At 38.2% G+C, this 17,895-nt stretch carries 10 protein-coding genes, 4 tRNA genes and 5 pseudogenes; 14 read left to right on the top strand and 5 right to left on the bottom strand.

The window, feature by feature from the left end:
* Positions 1 to 6: 6 nt before the first annotated feature.
* Positions 7 to 2,135: pseudogene (locus N4G44_RS22125) on the bottom strand (S9 family peptidase).
* A gap of 121 nt (positions 2,136 to 2,256) precedes the next feature.
* On the opposite strand from N4G44_RS22125, the gene N4G44_RS22120 reads away from it, so the two are divergent.
* Together N4G44_RS22120 and N4G44_RS22115 are read left to right on the top strand one after the other, a co-directional pair.
* On the top strand, positions 2,257 to 2,544 hold the full coding sequence (locus N4G44_RS22120) for a hypothetical protein (RefSeq protein ID WP_474929938.1): 288 nt from the start codon (positions 2,257 to 2,259) through the stop codon (positions 2,542 to 2,544).
* Between the two features lie 196 nt (positions 2,545 to 2,740).
* Positions 2,741 to 2,905: pseudogene (locus N4G44_RS22115) on the top strand (DUF6496 domain-containing protein); the annotation flags it as partial.
* Between the two features lie 189 nt (positions 2,906 to 3,094).
* Here N4G44_RS22115 and glgP read toward each other — a convergent pair.
* A complete protein-coding gene (gene glgP / locus N4G44_RS22110) occupies positions 3,095 to 4,762 on the bottom strand; it encodes an alpha-glucan family phosphorylase (protein WP_474929937.1) in 1,668 nt (555 codons plus the stop codon).
* A gap of 205 nt (positions 4,763 to 4,967) precedes the next feature.
* Between glgP and N4G44_RS22105 the strand changes: the two genes are divergently transcribed.
* The 5 genes and pseudogenes from N4G44_RS22105 (at position 4,968) to N4G44_RS22085 (ending at position 11,710) form a co-directional block, all read left to right on the top strand.
* Positions 4,968 to 5,765, top strand: coding sequence for a hypothetical protein (locus tag N4G44_RS22105; protein WP_048503033.1), 798 nt, complete (start codon positions 4,968 to 4,970; stop codon positions 5,763 to 5,765).
* A 169-nt stretch (positions 5,766 to 5,934) separates the two neighbouring features.
* Complete coding sequence (locus tag N4G44_RS22100; RefSeq protein ID WP_474929936.1) at positions 5,935 to 8,043, top strand: T9SS type B sorting domain-containing protein; 2,109 nt, start codon at positions 5,935 to 5,937, stop codon at positions 8,041 to 8,043.
* Positions 8,044 to 8,137: 94 nt separating this feature from the next.
* Positions 8,138 to 8,725, top strand: a complete 588-nt coding sequence (locus N4G44_RS22095; RefSeq protein ID WP_474929935.1) for a DUF1572 domain-containing protein — start codon at positions 8,138 to 8,140, stop codon at positions 8,723 to 8,725.
* Between the two features lie 70 nt (positions 8,726 to 8,795).
* A pseudogene (gene mtaB, locus N4G44_RS22090) lies at positions 8,796 to 10,141 on the top strand (tRNA (N(6)-L-threonylcarbamoyladenosine(37)-C(2))-methylthiotransferase MtaB).
* A gap of 51 nt (positions 10,142 to 10,192) precedes the next feature.
* Positions 10,193 to 11,710 (top strand): FMN-binding glutamate synthase family protein, encoded by a 1,518-nt coding sequence (locus N4G44_RS22085; RefSeq protein WP_474929934.1) that lies wholly within the window; start codon positions 10,193 to 10,195, stop codon positions 11,708 to 11,710.
* 114 nt (positions 11,711 to 11,824) lie between these two features.
* On the opposite strand, the gene N4G44_RS22080 is transcribed toward N4G44_RS22085, so the two are convergent.
* Positions 11,825 to 12,580 (bottom strand): hypothetical protein, encoded by a 756-nt coding sequence (locus tag N4G44_RS22080; RefSeq protein WP_474929933.1) that lies wholly within the window; start codon positions 12,578 to 12,580, stop codon positions 11,825 to 11,827.
* Between the two features lie 55 nt (positions 12,581 to 12,635).
* Here N4G44_RS22080 and N4G44_RS22075 point away from each other — a divergent pair, with 55 nt between their 5' ends.
* The gene (locus N4G44_RS22075; protein WP_474929932.1) at positions 12,636 to 13,076 is read left to right on the top strand and encodes an RNA-binding S4 domain-containing protein; all 441 of its coding nucleotides are present in this window, start codon (positions 12,636 to 12,638) and stop codon (positions 13,074 to 13,076) included.
* A 9-nt stretch (positions 13,077 to 13,085) separates the two neighbouring features.
* Here the strand turns inward: N4G44_RS22075 and N4G44_RS22070 are convergent.
* Positions 13,086 to 13,600 (bottom strand): annotated as a pseudogene (locus tag N4G44_RS22070) (shikimate kinase).
* Positions 13,601 to 13,713: 113 nt separating this feature from the next.
* On the opposite strand from N4G44_RS22070, the gene N4G44_RS22065 reads away from it, so the two are divergent.
* From N4G44_RS22065 to N4G44_RS22050, 4 genes are all read left to right on the top strand, one after another.
* A tRNA-Lys gene (locus tag N4G44_RS22065) sits at positions 13,714 to 13,786 on the top strand.
* Between the two features lie 36 nt (positions 13,787 to 13,822).
* Positions 13,823 to 13,905, top strand: a tRNA-Leu gene (locus tag N4G44_RS22060).
* Between the two features lie 60 nt (positions 13,906 to 13,965).
* A tRNA-Lys gene (locus N4G44_RS22055) sits at positions 13,966 to 14,038 on the top strand.
* 177 nt (positions 14,039 to 14,215) lie between these two features.
* Positions 14,216 to 14,288: transfer RNA gene (locus N4G44_RS22050), tRNA-Lys, on the top strand.
* A 188-nt stretch (positions 14,289 to 14,476) separates the two neighbouring features.
* Here the strand turns inward: N4G44_RS22050 and panC are convergent.
* On the bottom strand, positions 14,477 to 15,325 hold the full coding sequence (gene panC / locus N4G44_RS22045; protein WP_474929931.1) for a pantoate--beta-alanine ligase: 849 nt from the start codon (positions 15,323 to 15,325) through the stop codon (positions 14,477 to 14,479).
* Between the two features lie 170 nt (positions 15,326 to 15,495).
* Here panC and N4G44_RS22040 point away from each other — a divergent pair.
* Positions 15,496 to 16,265: pseudogene (locus tag N4G44_RS22040) on the top strand (glycogen/starch synthase).
* A gap of 11 nt (positions 16,266 to 16,276) precedes the next feature.
* Complete coding sequence (locus N4G44_RS22035) at positions 16,277 to 17,887, top strand: DUF4270 family protein (RefSeq protein WP_474929930.1); 1,611 nt, start codon at positions 16,277 to 16,279, stop codon at positions 17,885 to 17,887.
* Positions 17,888 to 17,895 lie beyond the last annotated feature (8 nt).

The following is a 17,895-nucleotide window of genomic DNA, read 5'->3' as shown; positions in this document are numbered from 1 at the left end:
AAAAAATTATAAGTTATTCAAGATAAAATCTGTCATCTTCTGGTACAGCTGTGGTCTTGTCTGTCCGCCGTAAATTCCATGGTTTTTATCCGGATAAGCCATAAACTCAAACTGTTTTTTGTTTTGAATTAAAGCCTCGGAAAATTCCATAGAGTTCTGGAAATGCACATTATCATCAGCGGTTCCGTGGATCAGTAAGAATTTGCCTTTTAACAGATTGGCATACTCTGTCGGAGAATTTTTATCATACCCGTCAGCGTTTTCCTGAGGGGTTCTCATGAATCTTTCCGTGTATACGGAATCATAATATCTCCAGTTGGTTACCGGTGCTACAGCGATTCCGGTTTTGAAAACATCTGCTCCTTTCGTCATTGCTAAGCTGGTCATATAACCCCCAAAGCTCCATCCGAACATTCCGATTCTTGTTTTGTCGATGTAAGATTGCTTTCCGAACCATTTTGCTGCAGTTATCTGATCTTCAATCTCATATTTTCCTAAATTCATATAGGTCACTTTCTTGAATTTACTTCCCTTGTAACCTGTTCCACGGCCATCTACACAGGCAACGATATAACCTTTCTGCACCAGGTGATTAAACCATAAAGCATTTCCATTGTCCCATGAATTGGCAACCTGCTGTGAGCCCGGTCCTGAGTATTGGAACATGAATAAAGGATATTTCTTGTTAGGATCAAAATTCTTAGGCTTCATAATCCATGCATTCATCTGATCTCCTGCATCGTTAGGAATAGTAATGAATTCTTTTTCTGCGAAGTTATCTGCTTTTAATTTCTGTAGCTGGTCGTTATTATTTTGAAGCTCTTTTAACGTTTTACCGTTTCCGTCCTTTAAAACATAAGTGTAAGGTCTTGCAGCGGTAGAAGATGTTTCAATGAAATAATTGTAGTTTTTGCTGAAGTTGGCAGAGTTGTTCCCTTCCGCATTAGAAATAAGCTGGGACTTTCCGTTTTCAATATTTACTTTGGAAACTACCTTGTTGATGCTTCCTTTTTCAGTGGTCTGAACATAGATTTCCTTAGATTTCGGATTGAATCCATAATAATCGGTTACTTCCCAGTTTCCTTTAGTAATCTGCTTTTTAAGTTTTCCGTCTTTGTCGTACCAGTACAGATGGCGGTTTCCGTCTCTTTCAGAAGCCCAAAGGAAAGAGTCTTCATCAAGGAATTCCAGGGTAGGGCTGTCCGTATCGATCCATTTTTCATCCGTTTCTGTGAATAGTTTCTGAACAGCTCCGGTTTTGGTATTGACCTTTAAAATATCGGAAGCATTCTGAATCCTTTCGGAAGTCACCAGAACCATTTCGTCAGCTTTTGCGGTCTGGATCACGTTCGGGATATAATAATTTTTGAAAGAGCTTAGGTTGATCGGCATTGTTTTTCCTGTGTCAAGACGGTACAGCTGCGCAGAAACAATAGAGTTTTTTCTCCTGCCTTAGGATATTTGTAACGCATTTCTTTCGGATAAAGCGTTTTCCCGTAGATTGGGATATAAATTTCCGGAACCTGGCTTTCATCAGATTTTACAAATACAATCGCATCCGAATTCTTTGTCCATTCATATTGTCTTGCATGTCCGAATTCTTCTTCGTATACCCAGTCTGCAAGCCCGTTGATAATGGAATTTTTCTTACCATCATTGGTAATCTGGGTAATTTTTCCGGTACTCAGATCCTGGTAGAATAAATTATTTTCAGAGATAAATGCTACTTTCGTGGCATCGGGGGAAAATCTGGGCTCCTGAACTGTTTTACCTTCATTCAGGCTGATTGTTTTACCTGATTTTAGGTCTTTCACATCAAATTTTCCAAGAAAAGAGTGTCTGTAAATAGGCTGGCTTTCGGTTAAAAGAAGGATTTTCGACTCATCATCAGAAAATTCATAGCTTTCGAACTTACCGTCCACAATATTTCCTTCTTTTTGTGAAGTTTTGTAAGAATATTTGGCAATTCCGGCCGGTTCAATGACCAGGTAATTTTCTCCGTTTTTCATGGAGGTAATCCCGGCAATGCCTTTTCCGCGGTAATATCCTGAATATATTTTATCTAAAGTAATTTCCTGAGCAGCTACATTATGGAATGCTACGGCTACAGTAAGAGTTAAGAGTAGTTTTTTCATTTCTAATATTAATGGATTTCAAAGATAATAATTTTATTAAATGGACAAAAAAGCTTTTTTTTCTGCGGGTTTTGGCAAAAAAATTGAATATATAACGATATATCAAATTAAAATAATAATTATGGAAACGAATGCATACAACCAGAAACTGAACCGCTATGTTTTAGCTGATCAGATTGTTTATACTGGATTTTCAAGTTTCAAAGATGCAGAAGAATGTGCAAACAAAAAAGGAGGAACTTTAGTAGAAGTAGGTTTTAAAGATGGAAATGATAATCCTCAGATTACCCATGAAGCAGGACTCATTGAAAAAAACTTCATTATTATGTATATGCCGGCGACGAATATAAATTTATCCATTCTTCCGATCCCGGATTCAGAAAATACGCAGATGAATTACAGAAAATAAAGGCAAAAATACGCCAGGATGCACCGGACGAAAGGTATCTGGCCAATTTCGAGATTGAAAATGCAGAAGACCCGATTATTGTGATCAAGAACGATCATTTCGAATCGGTAACTTCCAGAGAACGCTCAAAATATTTGAAGCACGCTGAAGTATATGAACTAGGGGTATCCCTGCCAAAATCTTAAAAATTTTTATCATGAGCAAGACTAAATATTCAGAAAAAGCTCAGGACAAAGTAGGAAAGGTCATGCACGAATTTAAAGAGGGTAAACTGAAATCCTCTTCAGGAAAAAAAGTGACCAGTAAAAAACAGGCAGTAGCCATTGGTATTTCCGAAGCCAGAGAAAAAGGGCTGAAGGTACCGAAGAAAAAAAGGATTAAATTCAAAATAAAAATTCCGGGAAAATTTTCCCGGAATTTTTATTTTGAGGGCGATAAGGCTAAAGGGCGAAATTGCAAAACAGCTAAAGAACTTCTCTGGCTATTTACATTCACAAGCAATTTGCTTATCATCTTATTCGTTTTCTTAGCCTTTTCGCTCTTTAGCTTCTCAGCCTTTTTGCCCATTATACAATATCCTGTAATATTCATCCGCCATTCTATCACTGTTGAACTGTTCCTGAACATCATCCATAGCTGTATACTGGATTTTTCTCCATCGGTCAGGGTGGTCATAGTAGGTAGGAAGAATCTCGTTTTCAAGGATTTCGTACAGCTTGTTCAGATCATAAGTGTCCTGTTCGTAGATGCTCATGTTCATATAATCTGCTTTTGGAACGACAAACGAATTTTCTCCCGGTTTGGCAAATTCAGGAATCCATCCGTCATCGGTAGAAAGGTTAACAGATCCGTTCATTGCAGCAGTCATTCCCGAAGTTCCCGAAGCTTCTCTCGGTACCCTTGGGTTGTTAAGCCACAGATCAGAACCCTGTTTCAGAGATTTACTTAAAGAAAGTTCATAACCTGTAAGAACGGCCATGTTTTTATGATTCTTGCTTTCCTCCACCAGTGTGTTAAACGTGGAAATAGCAGAATAATCCATCGGGTAGGGCTTTCCTGACCAGATGATCTGTACCGGATATTTGGGATTGTTTAGTAATTTATAGAATCTTTCCTTGTCATGAAGCAGTAAGTCTGCCCGTTTGTAGCCGGCGAACCTTCTTGCCCAGACAATAGTAAAGATATTGAGGTTGAACAGGTTTCCGGTCTGGTCCGCAACGATGGTGAATAGTCTTTTCTTTAAATGCTTTTTGCGATAATCAAAAACGGTTTCGTCATTTTCGTCTTTGGCATTGTACAGAGGTTTATCTGCCCAGTATTTAAATTCCTGGGCATTGGTGATGGAGGTGATTTCGCAGATTCCCGGATATTTGCTCCACATAGCCCTTGATACCACGCCATGCAGCTTGGATACACCGTTTGCGATCCGTGCCATTTTCAAAGCACATAATGAGTGATTGAAGCGATCATCATCCGATCCTTCAATGCTTTTCACATCTTCCATGCTGAAACCTGAAAAATAAGACATATCGTAACACAATTTCAGATTATGCTTTTCATTTCCTGCTTCTTCCGGAGTATGGGTGGTGAAAACCAGTTTTTCTTTTACTCTGTTCAGGTCACCGTTGTACTTTTTCAGAAGGTAAAAGGCTGCGGGAAGGCCATGTGCCTCATTCAGGTGGTAGACCTCCCTTTCTGCGTTCATTTCGTCCAATAATTTGGCGCCTCCTTTTCCTAATAAAATATACTGGGCCAGTTTTGTAGACTCATTGGCGTCATACAGCTTGTGGCAGATTGTTTTGGAAACATGATCGTTTTCCGGAACATCCGTAGAAAGAAAAAACATCGGTGCCGTATTGAAAATTTCAGGGTCAAGGTACCATACTTTTACCCATACCGGTGCGCTGTGGATTTCGATCTGGAATTTTATTCCCGTATCTTCAAGGAAGCTGTACATTTTTCTCGTCCATACCGGCTGAAGGGTCTGGTCATGGTTTCTTGCCTGATCGTAATAACCGAATTTCCATAGGATTCCGATCCCGATAAGGTCCTGTTTCAGGTTATAAGCACTTCTCATATGGGACCCTGCAAGGAATCCCAAGCCTCCCGAATATATTTTTAAAACCTGTTCAATGGCAAATTCCATCGAAAAATAGACGGTTTTTTTAGAATATTGTGGATTAACGTTGTAAGGTATTTTAAAGTTTTTAAAATCCATAAAAGTCACAGTTTTATAATTTGAACGCTAAAGGTATTGATTATGAAAATAAACTTTACATTAATTATTTGATAAATTAATTTAAAAGTATCCTGTGAATAGTTTTTTTACTTACCTTTATTATGTAATTTTTTGGAAATCAAAAACTTCTAACGGTGAAAGCCAATGCGGCATGCGCTCTATGGTTACTTAAAAAAAATTACTTATGAAAAAGACATTTTCTGATGAAGATTTAATAAAGAATCTGAGCCTATACTATATGAACCGGCATTTGAAAAAAAAGCCGATAGAGAAGTATCACCGTAAAATAGACGAATCCCTGCTTCATGACCGCGAAAAGTATAGAAAGAAATCTGAAATTCTGCTGCTTAATTCCTTCATGCATCACTTTCCCGAAGTGAAATTTGAAGACCTTACCTGCGAAAGCCCTGACTTTATCGCAAAACTCAACGACAAGAAAATTGGTATAGAACTGACCGAGGTGATCAACCATCTGGAAATGAAAAAGGTAGAAAGCACCTTAAATAAAATGTTCCGTCAGGCAGAAATATTATTAGAACAGGAAGACACCGCGAAGTATCGTGGTGTTTATTTTTTAGAATTTTATCCGAACATTAAATTTGATAATATAGAGCAGCAGGAAGAAAATATCCTGAGTATTTGTAAAAGCATCAAAAAAAATAAACCGGTGGGTTGTGTAAAAGGGATGAGGAAATCCTTTCACCGAAGAAATGTCTTCATTACCCATGAATACAGCATGAATCTTTTTGATGAGCTATGTTCTGAGAAAATCCTTGAACTCATTGATAAAAAAAATGAAAAGTTTCCTTATTACGATACTTCTGTGGATGAATGCTGGCTGGTCATTGTTTCCGATATGAATTCCATTGCATCCAGATATACGTTTATTCAGGACAAAGAACACCTCCAGCAAGTGAAAAGTCCTTTTCATAAAATTTTCCATCTGGAAAACCTGTGTGGAAATATTACAAGTATAAAATAGTTGGTGTTTATTGTTTGATATCATAATCATTATGAGTTTTTATTTGTAATAATTCAATATTTTTAAAATTCTATTGTTTGTAGTTAAATTATAGGTATATTTGGTGTATGTGTTGTGAATCAGCACATATCATGTGATTTTTATATCATTTACTAAAAACTATATATCTATGAAAAAACTTTTACTTGTTATTTTTTTCGGTATTTCCCAGATATTCTTTGCACAGGCAGATTGTGCGACAGCTCTTGCAGTCTGTGGAAATTCCAATATTACCTATAGTCCGACCGGATACGGTAACGTCAGGGAACTGGTCAATTCGGGAAGCTGTATTGATTTTACCGGTGAGCACAATTCGATCTGGTATAAAATTACGATCGCTACCGGTGGAACACTCACCTTCGATCTGGTTCCGAATAATCCGGATGCTGACTATGACTGGGCCATTTTCGGTCCTAATGTCAACTGTGGAGCTTTAGGATCACCTATTCGCTGCAACGCCGCAACCGTTATAGGGCCGGGCCCGGCTACAGGATTAAATATGACGAGTACGATTACCAATGCTTTGGGTGGCTCGCTTACCCCTTACTGTAAGTACATGGATGTTTTACCCGGACAAACCTATTATCTGTTTATTGACAACTGGGTGAGCAGTACCAGCAGTACAACGGCCCCTTTTTCTTTAACATGGGGCGGAACTGCAACATTAGCTTCTCCGTTTACGGATCCTGCTTTACAGCCGTATCCATTCATTCCGCCGGGAGTTCCGGCTGCTAATCCGGCAGATCCAAAAGAGGTAATTATCTGTACAAATCCTGCCGTATTTGATTTCTCTACTCTTTCTGCAGGAATCTTAAACGGGAACCCCCATTTCAGCGTAAGCTATCATATGAGCCAGAATGATGCATTGACAGGAAATAATGCGATCACTGTTCCTACAACCGTCAATACAACTTCTGTTTATTATTACAGTATCAGCTATACCGATCCTACCAATCCAAACAGTCCGCTCAATCAATGTAAACAGATCGGAACATTTAAATTCAGGGATGGTAAGATCACCGCAAAAAATGCGACACTGACCCAATGTAACAACAATAACGCAGGAACAGCAGTATTTGACCTGACAACAGCAGATGTTATTTCAGATCCGACGGTAATCAAGAAATATTATAACACACTTTCAGATCTGAACGCAGGCATCAATGAAATTACAAACCCATCGGCATTTACTTCTGCCGAAGCAACGATTTATGTAAAAGTGATTTCTACATTCGGATGTACTGCTGTAGCACAGATTACACTGAAATTTTATCCCGTTGTTGTCGTAACTGATGCTACATTAAGATCCTGTGCTATTGAAGCTACTCCTTCCTTAGGATCTTTTAATCTTACGGTAGCGTCTGTCACCACACAAACAGGCGCAGGGAAGAAATATTATCCTTCAGCAGCAGATGCGGTCAATCAGACCAATGAAATTGTAACGCCTTCACCTTATACGGCTCCTGACGGTGTAGTATATGTAAGGGTTTCCAACGCACAGGGATGTTATAATATTGCTAAAATCACACTCGTGGTTATTCCTCCGGTTTATTCCACTGTTCTTAAGGATAAAATTATCTGTGTGGAAGACAGGACGACACTGGATGCCGGACCTGGATTTAATAGCTATGAGTGGAGTACGGGAGCTACCACCCAGACCATTACAAACGTAGGAGTAGGAACCTATTGGGTGAAACTTAAAACAGGAGATTGTACCGTAGTTCAGAATGTAAAAGTATATCCTTCCGAACAGCCTGTTGTCTCCAGCATCGAAATTTCAAATACTACCGTTACAGTATTTGTAATAGGAGGTACACCGCCTTATAAATATTCGATGGATAATATTAACTGGCAGGATTCCAATGAATTCAATAATGTCAAAAGAGGTGATGCTACAGTATTTGTAAAGGATTCTTATGATTGTGATCCTATAGAAATCAGTATTGTGGTTCCTAATCTAGTGAATGTCATTACTCCAAATGGTGACGGCTACAATGATTTTATTGATTATTCTGCATTAGCCAATAAGAAAAATTTTGTAATGAATATTTTTGACCGTTATGGCAACATGATTTTCCAGATGGATAAATTTAGCGGTTATAAATGGGAAGGCACCAGCAAAGGCGGCTTGAAAGTACCTACAGGAAACTATTGGTACTCTGTAAGCTGGAATGAAAATGATAAACTGAGCACTCCGATCAAGTATTCAGGATGGATCGTGGTTAAAAACAGGGATTAAGCTTTTTAATAATAAACTATATAGACAGAACCATTTCGAAAGAAGTGGTTTTGTTGTTAAAATAACTTTAATTTTAGTTCACAAAATGAAAAATATGAAAGAACTTTTTGTAACCCGTTTTAAATATTATAAGTCTCTCGGAGACAAAGCCTTCGGACAGCTTTCTGATGAGCAGATCTTCTGGCAGTATAATGAGGAGAGTAATTCTATTGCGGTAATTGTGAAGCATATTGCCGGGAACATGCTTTCCAGATGGACCAATTTTCTAACGGAGGACGGTGAAAAGCCATGGCGAAACAGGGATGATGAATTTGTGAATACTTTTAAAACCCAACAGGAAGTTATAGATTTTTGGGAGAAAGGCTGGAAATGCTTTTTTGAAGCCCTTGATCAGATTAATGAAGAGAATTTATATTCCACAATTTATATAAGAGGAGAAGCGCATTCTGTTTTAGATGCTGTTCTGCGGCAGCTGGCTCATTACCCGTATCATATCGGGCAGATCGTTTCTATTGCGAAAATGCTCAAAAACGAAGATTGGAAAACACTTTCAATTGCAAGAAACAAGTCTCAGGAGTTTAATGCTGTCATGAAAGATCAATTTTCTAAGCCGGAAGATTCTTCCAATTCATCACCGGTGTGCTTTCAGAACAGTCCGGAAGTAAGAGACGAATATAAATAATAGACTGAATCAATTCTGAAGTATTATTAAAATTACTATCTTTGCACCCATAAAATTCACGAGTAAATAAATGTCTACTTTTCACGGAACTGCCGCATTTCATACCCTCGGCTGCAAATTAAATTTTGCGGAAACATCTACTATTGCCCGTCAATTAACAGATGCAGGTTATGATAAGGTAAGTTTTGATGACAAAGCAGATGTTTATGTAATCAATACCTGTTCAGTAACTGAAAACGCAGACCGTGAGTGTAAACTTCATGTGAAGCGTGCCATGAAAGCCAATCCTGAAGGACTGGTGGTTATCGTAGGATGCTATGCCCAGCTGAAGCCTGAAGAAATTTCACAGATTGAAGGGGTGGACCTCGTTCTGGGAGCCAAAGAAAAATTCAATATCCTGAGCTATCTCGATGATCTGGAAAAATCCGAAAGTGAAGGAGTGGTTCATTCATGCGAAATTGAAGAAACGGATTTCTTTATCGGAAGCTACTCAATCGGCGACAGAACAAGGGCGTTCCTGAAAGTACAGGACGGCTGCGACTATAAATGTACGTATTGTACCATTCCGCTGGCCAGGGAATTTCCCGTTCAGATACCATCGAAAATGTGATTAAAAATGCCAGGGAAATTGCCAGGAGAGACATCAAAGAAATTGTTCTTACCGGTGTCAATATCGGTGATTACGGTAAAGGTGAATTCGGTAACAAAAAACACGAACATACTTTCTTAGACTTAATTTCAGAACTCGATCAGGTAGAGGGAATCGAAAGAATCCGCATCTCTTCCATAGAGCCGAATCTTTTAAAGGATGAAAGTATAGATCTTGTTTCCAAAAGCAAAAGCTTTGTTCCTCACTTCCACATTCCGCTTCAGTCGGGATGCGATGATTTATTGAAGAAAATGAAACGTCGTTATCTTACCAGGCTGTATAAGGACAGGGTCAATAAAATCCGGGAAGTAATGCCGGATGCTGCCATTGGTGTAGATGTTATTGTTGGATTCCCCGGTGAAACGGAAGAAAAATTCATGGAAACCTATAACTTCCTGAATGAGCTTCCTATTACCTATCTTCACGTATTTACCTATTCTGAAAGGGAGAATACGGAAGCTGCCGGTATGGATGGTGTAGTGCCGATCCCGGAAAGAAAAAAACGCAATAAAATGCTCAGAATACTTTCTGAAAAGAAAAAAATGGCATTTTACCAGACCCAGCTTGGAAAAACGCTTCCTGTTCTTTGGGAGCACGAAAATAAAGACGGCAAAATGTATGGCTTCACGGAAAACTATGTGAGAGTCCAGAAAGATTTTGATCCCGCATTCGTTAATCAGATCGAATTTCTAAATTTAGAAAAAATCCTGCCAGATGGCACGGTTTCTGTGCAGTCATCCTTCGAAAGTTTTTTAGCAAAAGCGTAGTCTCTTTGCAAAATTTCTACTAAATTTATTTTAACTTTAAATACTACATTCATGAGAGATAAGTTTTTATCTTGGGGAATTGTATTGGTAATTGCAACATGGATTGTTGCGTTACTGATCAGAGCACATTACTGGATACCCATCCTTTTATCTGCCATCTATGCATTGGGCGTTTATAACGCTTACCAGTCGAAACACGCTATTTTGAGGAACTTCCCGGTATTGGGTTATTTCAGGTACTTTTTCGAGAGTATCTCACCAGAAATGCAGCAATACTTCATCGAAAGAGAAACAGATGGCAAGCCATTTCCTAGAAATCAGCGTTCTGCAGTGTACAGACGTGCAAAAAACCTGAGTGATACTGTGCCTTTCGGAACACAGTTAGAAGTTAATCACAGGAAATATGAGGGGATCAAGCATTCCATTTATGCAAAATCACCTAAAGAAGAACTTCCGAGAGTATGGGTTGGAGGAGAGCAGTGTACCCAGCCTTACCATGCCTCTTTATTTAATATTTCAGCAATGAGTTTCGGTGCGTTAAGCGACAGGGCACAGATCTCCCTGAACAGAGGGGCAAAAAAAGGAAATTTTTATCACAATACAGGTGAAGGTGGTATTTCTCCCTATCATATGGAAGGCGGGGACCTTTGCTGGCAGATCGGAACCGGATATTTCGGCTGCCGTGATGAAGAAGGGAAATTTAACCCGGAACTGTTTAAAAAGTATTCCACTCTTCCTAATGTGAAGATGATCGAAATTAAACTTTCCCAAGGAGCAAAACCGGGACATGGAGGGGTGCTTCCGGGTGTGAAGAACACACCTGAAATTGCAAAAATCCGTCACGTCACTCCGGGAATGACCATTATCTCACCGCCGTCTCATTCCTCATTTTCTGATGCAGCAGGTTTGCTGAGGTTTGTCCAGCAGCTTAGAGAGCTTTCCGGAGGTAAGCCAATCGGTTTCAAACTTTGTATTGGAGATACGAAAGAATTTGAGGATATCTGTGTACAGATGAATGTTTTAAAAATCTATCCTGACTTTATTACCATAGACGGGGCAGAAGGAGGAACAGGAGCTGCACCGCCGGAATTCTCGGATGGAGTAGGGATGCCTTTGGAGCCGGCTCTGATCTTTGTAAACAGAACACTGAATAATTATAATTTAAGAAGCAAACTAAGGGTAATTGCAAGCGGAAAAGTGCTGACAAGCTTGGATATTCTGAGAGCAATAGCTATGGGCGCGGATATGTGTAATAATGCAAGAGGATTTATGTTCTCCTTAGGATGCATCCAGGCTTTAAGATGTAACAATAATAACTGTCCTACAGGTGTTGCCACTCAGGATAAAATGCTGGTTAAAGGGCTTGATGTTACTGATAAAAGTGAAAGAGTCTACCATTTCCATAAAAATACCCTTCATACCTGTAATGAGCTGATTGCAGCAGCAGGAAGAAGCTCCTACGAAGAAGTAGATGCTACGATGTTCATGAGGGGAGATGAGTTTGATCATCTGGCCGATCTTTACTTCCCAGATATTTTAGGAAATGTAAAGCAGAAAGCAAGACCGTAATCATCAGAGATAGTAAAAAAATGCCGCCTTCAGATGAAGGCGGCATTTTTTTAATTTGTATCCGATCCTAGAATAGATAAATAAAAGAATCGTTATAAGAATGGATTTTAGTGATTAATCAAGGATTTCTTCTGCAGATCTGGCTTTTGTTCCATACACCTGGAAATTAAATACCATTGAACAGTTTCTCAGAGAATATTGTGAATTGTAAGGATAGTGAGGATCCCTTGCAAATGCAGCTCTTGACGGTACTATAATAACACCCTGAAGATTATAAGGAGTTGCGCTTGGCAGATTATTGAATGCTTTGAATTTTTGTATGGCTTCGCGGAAACCTTCAACTTCATAATAACTTCTCTGTTGTGCTACACCCGTTGCTGCTAGACGAGTAGACTTCTTTACATAATAATACATCGGATCTACCAAAGGTAAAGCGCTCCCGTTGATTGTATTGCTTATTGCAATTGAGGAAATAAAGGAAACATTGCCATCAGTATTCCCAGCTAAATAAGCATTAGCTCTTACCATAAGCGTAAGAATATCAGAATTTCCGATAGTTTGCGGTTCATCTGCAGCTGTGGGCTGTGCTCCCTCTCTCATAATGTATATGGTTCCTGATGGAAGCGTTTCATAAGGCATATCTATCAGCTTCTTCTCATTATCATCACTGGTATCTGTAGTACTGAAAGCTTTTATATTCCCCTGGGCGTCCAGATAATTTTCGTTCATAAACTTCTTAATTGCCTGATCATCATAGCTGTTCTGAACGGTAATATCTTCCGGTTCTTTATACGTTTCAATTTCATCATCTTTCTTACATGCAGAAAAACACAAAGATCCCGCAAGGATATATAAAAATATTTTTTTCATTTCAAAAAACTTTAATTACTTTACAAATAATATAACGGCAAAAGTATAAAAAATTATGAGAATAGATAAATTTTTATGGTGCATTCGTTTTTATAAGACGAGAAGTATTGCAGCAGAGGAAATTAAAAAGAACAGGGTTTCCATAGGAACGTCCGCCGTAAAGTCGTCTAAGGAGGTTAAAGAAGGGGATATTATCAAGATCCGCAAAAATCAGATTGATTATAAAATAAAGGTTACCCAGATCCCGAAAAGCAGGATGGGGGCAAAGCTTGTTCCCCTTCATATCCAGGATGTGACGGATAAAGAGCAGTATGAATTATTAAAGCTCCGCAAAATGTCTCAGGATTACTATAGAAGTAAGGGTGAAGGAAGGCCTACGAAGAAAGACAGACGTGAGATGGATGAGTATGTAGGAAATGATATTGCTTCAGACTTTACAGACTGGGATGATTTCTTCGGAGAAACGGCAGATGGTACCGAAGAAAATGAAGATTAAATAAAAGCTCTAGAGATAGAGCTTTTCTACTATTTCCTGAACAATATCTTCCGGAGTTCTTGAATCGGTATTGATGCTGAACTGTGCTTTGCTGTAAAATGCATTTCTTTCAAACAAATGTTTGGCGATAAACTCAGGCAGATCTTCATCCGGAATATTGGCTATCAGCGGTCTTTTTTCTTTCTGTTTGGAAAGTCTTTCATATAAAGTGTTGACGGAAGCCCTTAAAAAAATGCTTTTCGAGCTGTGGTTGATAATTTCCATATTATTATAATAAACCGGCGTTCCTCCTCCGAGGCTTAAAACCACATTTTCTTCCGAAGCAAGAATTTCCTCCAGCGCCTCTCTTTCCAGCTTTCTAAAATGAATTTCTCCCTTTTTTCGAATATTTCAGGAATGGTTAATTTATTTCTCCTGGAAATCTCTTTATCGAGGTCAATGAGTTTAAAATTTATTTTATCGCTTAAAATTTTGGAAATGTGAGATTTGCCACATCCCATGTATCCGATCAGTGAAATAACCATGAATTTTTTTAAACAAATTTGCAAAAAAGTTTTGAGATAATGAAAAAACGCCTATCTTTGCACCACTGAAAACGAGGGATATTATTCAAATAGAAATCGTTTGTAAAGTGGCCGACTCGGTAGCTCAGCTGGTAGAGCAATACACTTTTAATGTATGGGTCCTGGGTTCGAATCCCAGCCGGGTCACAAGCGAAAAAATTACTGGATTTTTGTAATTTTATAGCCTGCGTGGTGAAATTGGTAGACACGCCATCTTGAGGGGGTGGTTTCCTAAGGATGTGCTGGTTCGAGTCCAGTCGCAGGCACTGCAAAGAAAATTTTTATAGTTAAGAAATAAATCATTACATTTATTCTTAATTGTGGCCGACTCGGTAGCTCAGCTGGTAGAGCAATACACTTTTAATGTATGGGTCCTGGGTTCGAATCCCAGCCGGGTCACAAGTTTACTGAAAAGTAAATTTTTTTCATATTAATATTTTGTGATTTGGTGTTTCAAAGGTCTCGTAAGAGACCTTTGATTTTTTTATAATTACTATTGCAGGAATAAAAAAAGATTTATATCTTTGCACCGCTTAAAAAACGATATCAGAAATGTCAATCGTTTTATTTGTGGCCGACTCGGTAGCTCAGCTGGTAGAGCAATACACTTTTAATGTATGGGTCCTGGGTTCGAATCCCAGCCGGGTCACTAATTTACTGAAAAGTAAATTTTTTTCATATTAATATTTTGTGATTTGGTGTTTCAAAGGTCTCGTAAGAGACCTTTGATTTTTTATTATATAGAGTCTTATAAAAAAGAAAAAACTCTGATTATTATAACCAGAGTTGTGTTTTATAAAAATATACCCGTGTATTTTGTTGAACGGTTGTTTAATATTAATCCAGGTGCATATTGTCAATAAGCCTCACACCATCTACTACAACCACGATGAATGCTCTGTACTTTCTGTCTTTGTAGAAAAAATCTGTTTCTTTTAGGGTGTTTTCATCGGCAATTAGGAAATATTCCAATTTCATTCCCTGCTGCTGGTCAAAAATATCTGTTACTCTTTCTTTTATTTCAGGGATAGTGATCACGCGGAACCAATCGTTTACCTTAACCAGGGTTTCGTAAATTACTTTTGAGGCTTCTTTCCTGTCTTCATGAAGTCTTTGGTTTCTCGAACTTAAGGCCAGGCCGTTTTCAGCCCTATAAATAGGAACTCCTATGATCTTTACCGGAAGGTGTTTCTTTTCAACCATTTTTTTGATGATGGCAAGCTGCTGGAAATCTTTTTCACCGAAATAGGCGTGGTCCGGTTTAACCTGTCTGAAAAGCTCTTCCACTACGGTTCCCACCCCGTCAAAATGTCCCGGCCTGGACTTTCCTTCCATTTCGTTTTCCAGTCCGTCGAAATCATAATGTTTGCTTTCTGTTTTTTCAGGATAAATATCAGCTACTTCAGGGATGTAAACAGCATCTACCAATCCCGAATTTTTTAAGATAAGAATATCCCTGTTCACATCTCTTGGATATTTTTCAAGGTCTTCCGGATTATTAAATTGGGTAGGATTTACAAAAATCGAAGAAATTACCAGGTCATTATCTTTTCTGGCTTCTTCATACAGGGAAAGATGGCCTTTGTGGAGGGCACCCATAGTAGGAGCAAAGCCTATCTTTTTTCCCATTTCTTTCTGTCTTTCAATGAAATCCTGAAGGGTTTTCTTATTCTTTATAACTTCCATAGTTTATTTTAATACTAATTCAAAAATACTAAAAATATCATATAATTATATGAGTTTTTAATAATTTGAAATTGGGAATTATCGTAAAAAAATGTTAATTAAAATAATGTTGAATGTTTTTTTGTAATTTTGCACATTAAAGCATTTTTACAAAAATATAGATAGAATTTATGCCGAATCAAAAAATACTGTACATTACTACAGAGATGTATCCATATCAGGAAGATACGAATATGGCTGCATTGGTAAACAAAATGGCACTTAAGATGCACAATGAAGGCAATGATGTAAGAGTTTTTATGCCAAGATTTGGACAAATAAGTGAAAGAAAATTTCAACTTCATGAGGTAATCCGTCTTTCGGGAATGAACATTATTATCAATGATCTGGACCAGCCTTTAATTATTAAAGTAGCATCTCTTCCGGGGAAAGACTTCAGGTTTACTTTATTGATAACGAAGAATACTTCAAAAGAAAACAATATTACGTAGATGATGAAGGAAATCCTTTCGATGATAACGACGAAAGAGCTATTTTCTTTGCCAGAGGAGTTATAGAAACCATCAAAAAACTAAACTGGGTTCCCGATGTAATTCACTTAAACGGATGGATGTCTTCCTTTGTTCCAATTTACCTAAAAACATACTACGAATCAGATACGTATTTCAAAGACGCTAAAATTATTCTTTCCTTATACAATGAGAAGGATGCCGCACTGGACAAAAACATTGCCGAAAAACTGACATTCGATAATATTTCAGGATTAAAAGCGTTAGATAATCCGACAATCAAAAATTTTGTTATTGAAAGTATGAACTATGTTGACATGGTAGTGAAAGGAGATGAGTTTCTGGATGCAGACCTTGACAAAGGTTTCAATGAAACAGCCACTTCAAAATCGGAATACGTCGACGTAGATTCTATAAACCAACTTTATTAAACACATTTTTAATGACTCATACTGTTAAAAGGACCTTTGCCATACTTTTCATGGCGGTTTTCGGGAGCGCTTTTCTTTATAATTGCGAACCGGAGGCGGATTCGCTTGGCGAACAGCTTTTTATAGATGGTGCTGCGGAAGGCAATGTATCTTCTTATGACCTTATTGCTTATAATATTGATAATCACGATTCAATCAGAAGTGATGCCAGCAGACTGGTAGATGTAATTAACACTTCCGGAATATCTTCATCCCGTTTTGTTCTTGGAGCTTTTTCAGAAGGACAGTTTGGTATGCAGAGAGCATCTTATCTTACCCAGTTAAGAATGAGCACGGATAATTTTAGTTTCGGGACTACTCCAAAGGTGGATTCAGTTGTTCTTGTACTGAGACCTGATGTTGTTGCCGATTCAGTAACAACCCTTCCTCTAAAAGACGAAAGCCTATTAGTCGGAACAGAAACCGTACCCGTTTCTACAGAGATTAAGACATACCCTACCAGTTTTAATTATAAATATGGTAAAACAAAGTTAGGTCCGGGAGGAACCCATACTTTAATGCATATTAACGTAGACGAAATTACAACCTTCCTTGATGGGAATGATGTTGCTTTCAAACGTTCCAACGTTGTTGTAGGCACTGGAGCAGCTTTAGGGTCTGCCGTATTTAACGGAACAGTAACTGCTAAAACGATTACTAAAAAGTCGGATAACTCAGCTTTATTTACCTCTGATGCAGGAATCAGAATTCGTTTGGACAAAGATTTTTTCCAGACCAAGATTCTTGATAAGAATGGTAAGCCAGAGCTTATGGATGCAGCTAACTTTACAAGATACTTCAAAGGGATCAGGCTTTCTGTAACGGATACAGACGGATATCTTCTGCAGATTTCTCCGGAATCTATGGAAATGATCATGTACTATACCAACGAAAAGAATGATAACGGTACTATCACAAGACCACAATCTACCTTTAAGTTCTTGCTGACAGGAGGTGTGGGTAATGCCCGTATCGGTCAGTATGAATATGACAGAACAAATTCTGCATGGGCAGCTGCAAGATTATCAATCAATGAGAGTGAAGGTGATAAAAAACTATATGCACAGGGAATGGGAGGACCTTCTATTGCTGTGAAAATTCCTGATGAGACTATTACCAGCCTTAAAGCTTTATATGATAAAGATAAGAACGCAATTATGAGCGCTAAAATCAGAATCTATACAGATGGTGCAACATGGAGCAACAACTATAAGAGAACGGCAGATAACTTAATGATGCTTCCTGTTGTGAAAGATGCGACGAGCGGCTTGCTTACTTCTTCAGGATTTCTTTCAGATTTAACAGCAGGATTTGGAATGATTAAATCTTATGATTTAGATAAAAACCCATCTTATTATGACTTTGTAGTTACAAAAACAGTAAAAGATATTGTTGAAGGTTCAGAAACAAATAAAATACTTCTCGTTAATACCGGAAAGTTTGTTTTAACTACAGCAGGTTCACTGGGAGGGTATAAATTTACCACCCGCGCATTTGCAACGGAAAGAGGCGTTTATGTTGGTTCAGATAAAACCAATGCTAACAGAATTCAATTAAAAATTACTTACGGAACTAAAAAATAAAAAACACC

It is taken from the genome of Chryseobacterium sp. GTID13 (genome assembly GCF_056172655.1).
Note: the sequence above shows the minus strand (reverse complement) of the source record. Positions and strands in the feature narration are given on the sequence as shown.

What these genes read in the sequence shown, in the direction of transcription:
- N4G44_RS22120 (WP_474929938.1), top strand. Translation starts at nt 2,257, where the DNA reads ATGGAAACGAATGCATACAACCAGAAACTGAACCGCTATGTTTTAGCT.
- glgP (WP_474929937.1), bottom strand. Translation starts at nt 4,762, where the DNA reads ATGGATTTTAAAAACTTTAAAATACCTTACAACGTTAATCCACAATAT.
- N4G44_RS22105 (WP_048503033.1), top strand. Translation starts at nt 4,968, where the DNA reads ATGAAAAAGACATTTTCTGATGAAGATTTAATAAAGAATCTGAGCCTA.
- N4G44_RS22100 (WP_474929936.1), top strand. Translation starts at nt 5,935, where the DNA reads ATGAAAAAACTTTTACTTGTTATTTTTTTCGGTATTTCCCAGATATTC.
- N4G44_RS22095 (WP_474929935.1), top strand. Translation starts at nt 8,138, where the DNA reads ATGAAAGAACTTTTTGTAACCCGTTTTAAATATTATAAGTCTCTCGGA.
- N4G44_RS22085 (WP_474929934.1), top strand. Translation starts at nt 10,193, where the DNA reads ATGAGAGATAAGTTTTTATCTTGGGGAATTGTATTGGTAATTGCAACA.
- N4G44_RS22080 (WP_474929933.1), bottom strand. Translation starts at nt 12,580, where the DNA reads ATGAAAAAAATATTTTTATATATCCTTGCGGGATCTTTGTGTTTTTCT.
- N4G44_RS22075 (WP_474929932.1), top strand. Translation starts at nt 12,636, where the DNA reads ATGAGAATAGATAAATTTTTATGGTGCATTCGTTTTTATAAGACGAGA.
- panC (WP_474929931.1), bottom strand. Translation starts at nt 15,325, where the DNA reads ATGGAAGTTATAAAGAATAAGAAAACCCTTCAGGATTTCATTGAAAGA.
- N4G44_RS22035 (WP_474929930.1), top strand. Translation starts at nt 16,277, where the DNA reads ATGACTCATACTGTTAAAAGGACCTTTGCCATACTTTTCATGGCGGTT.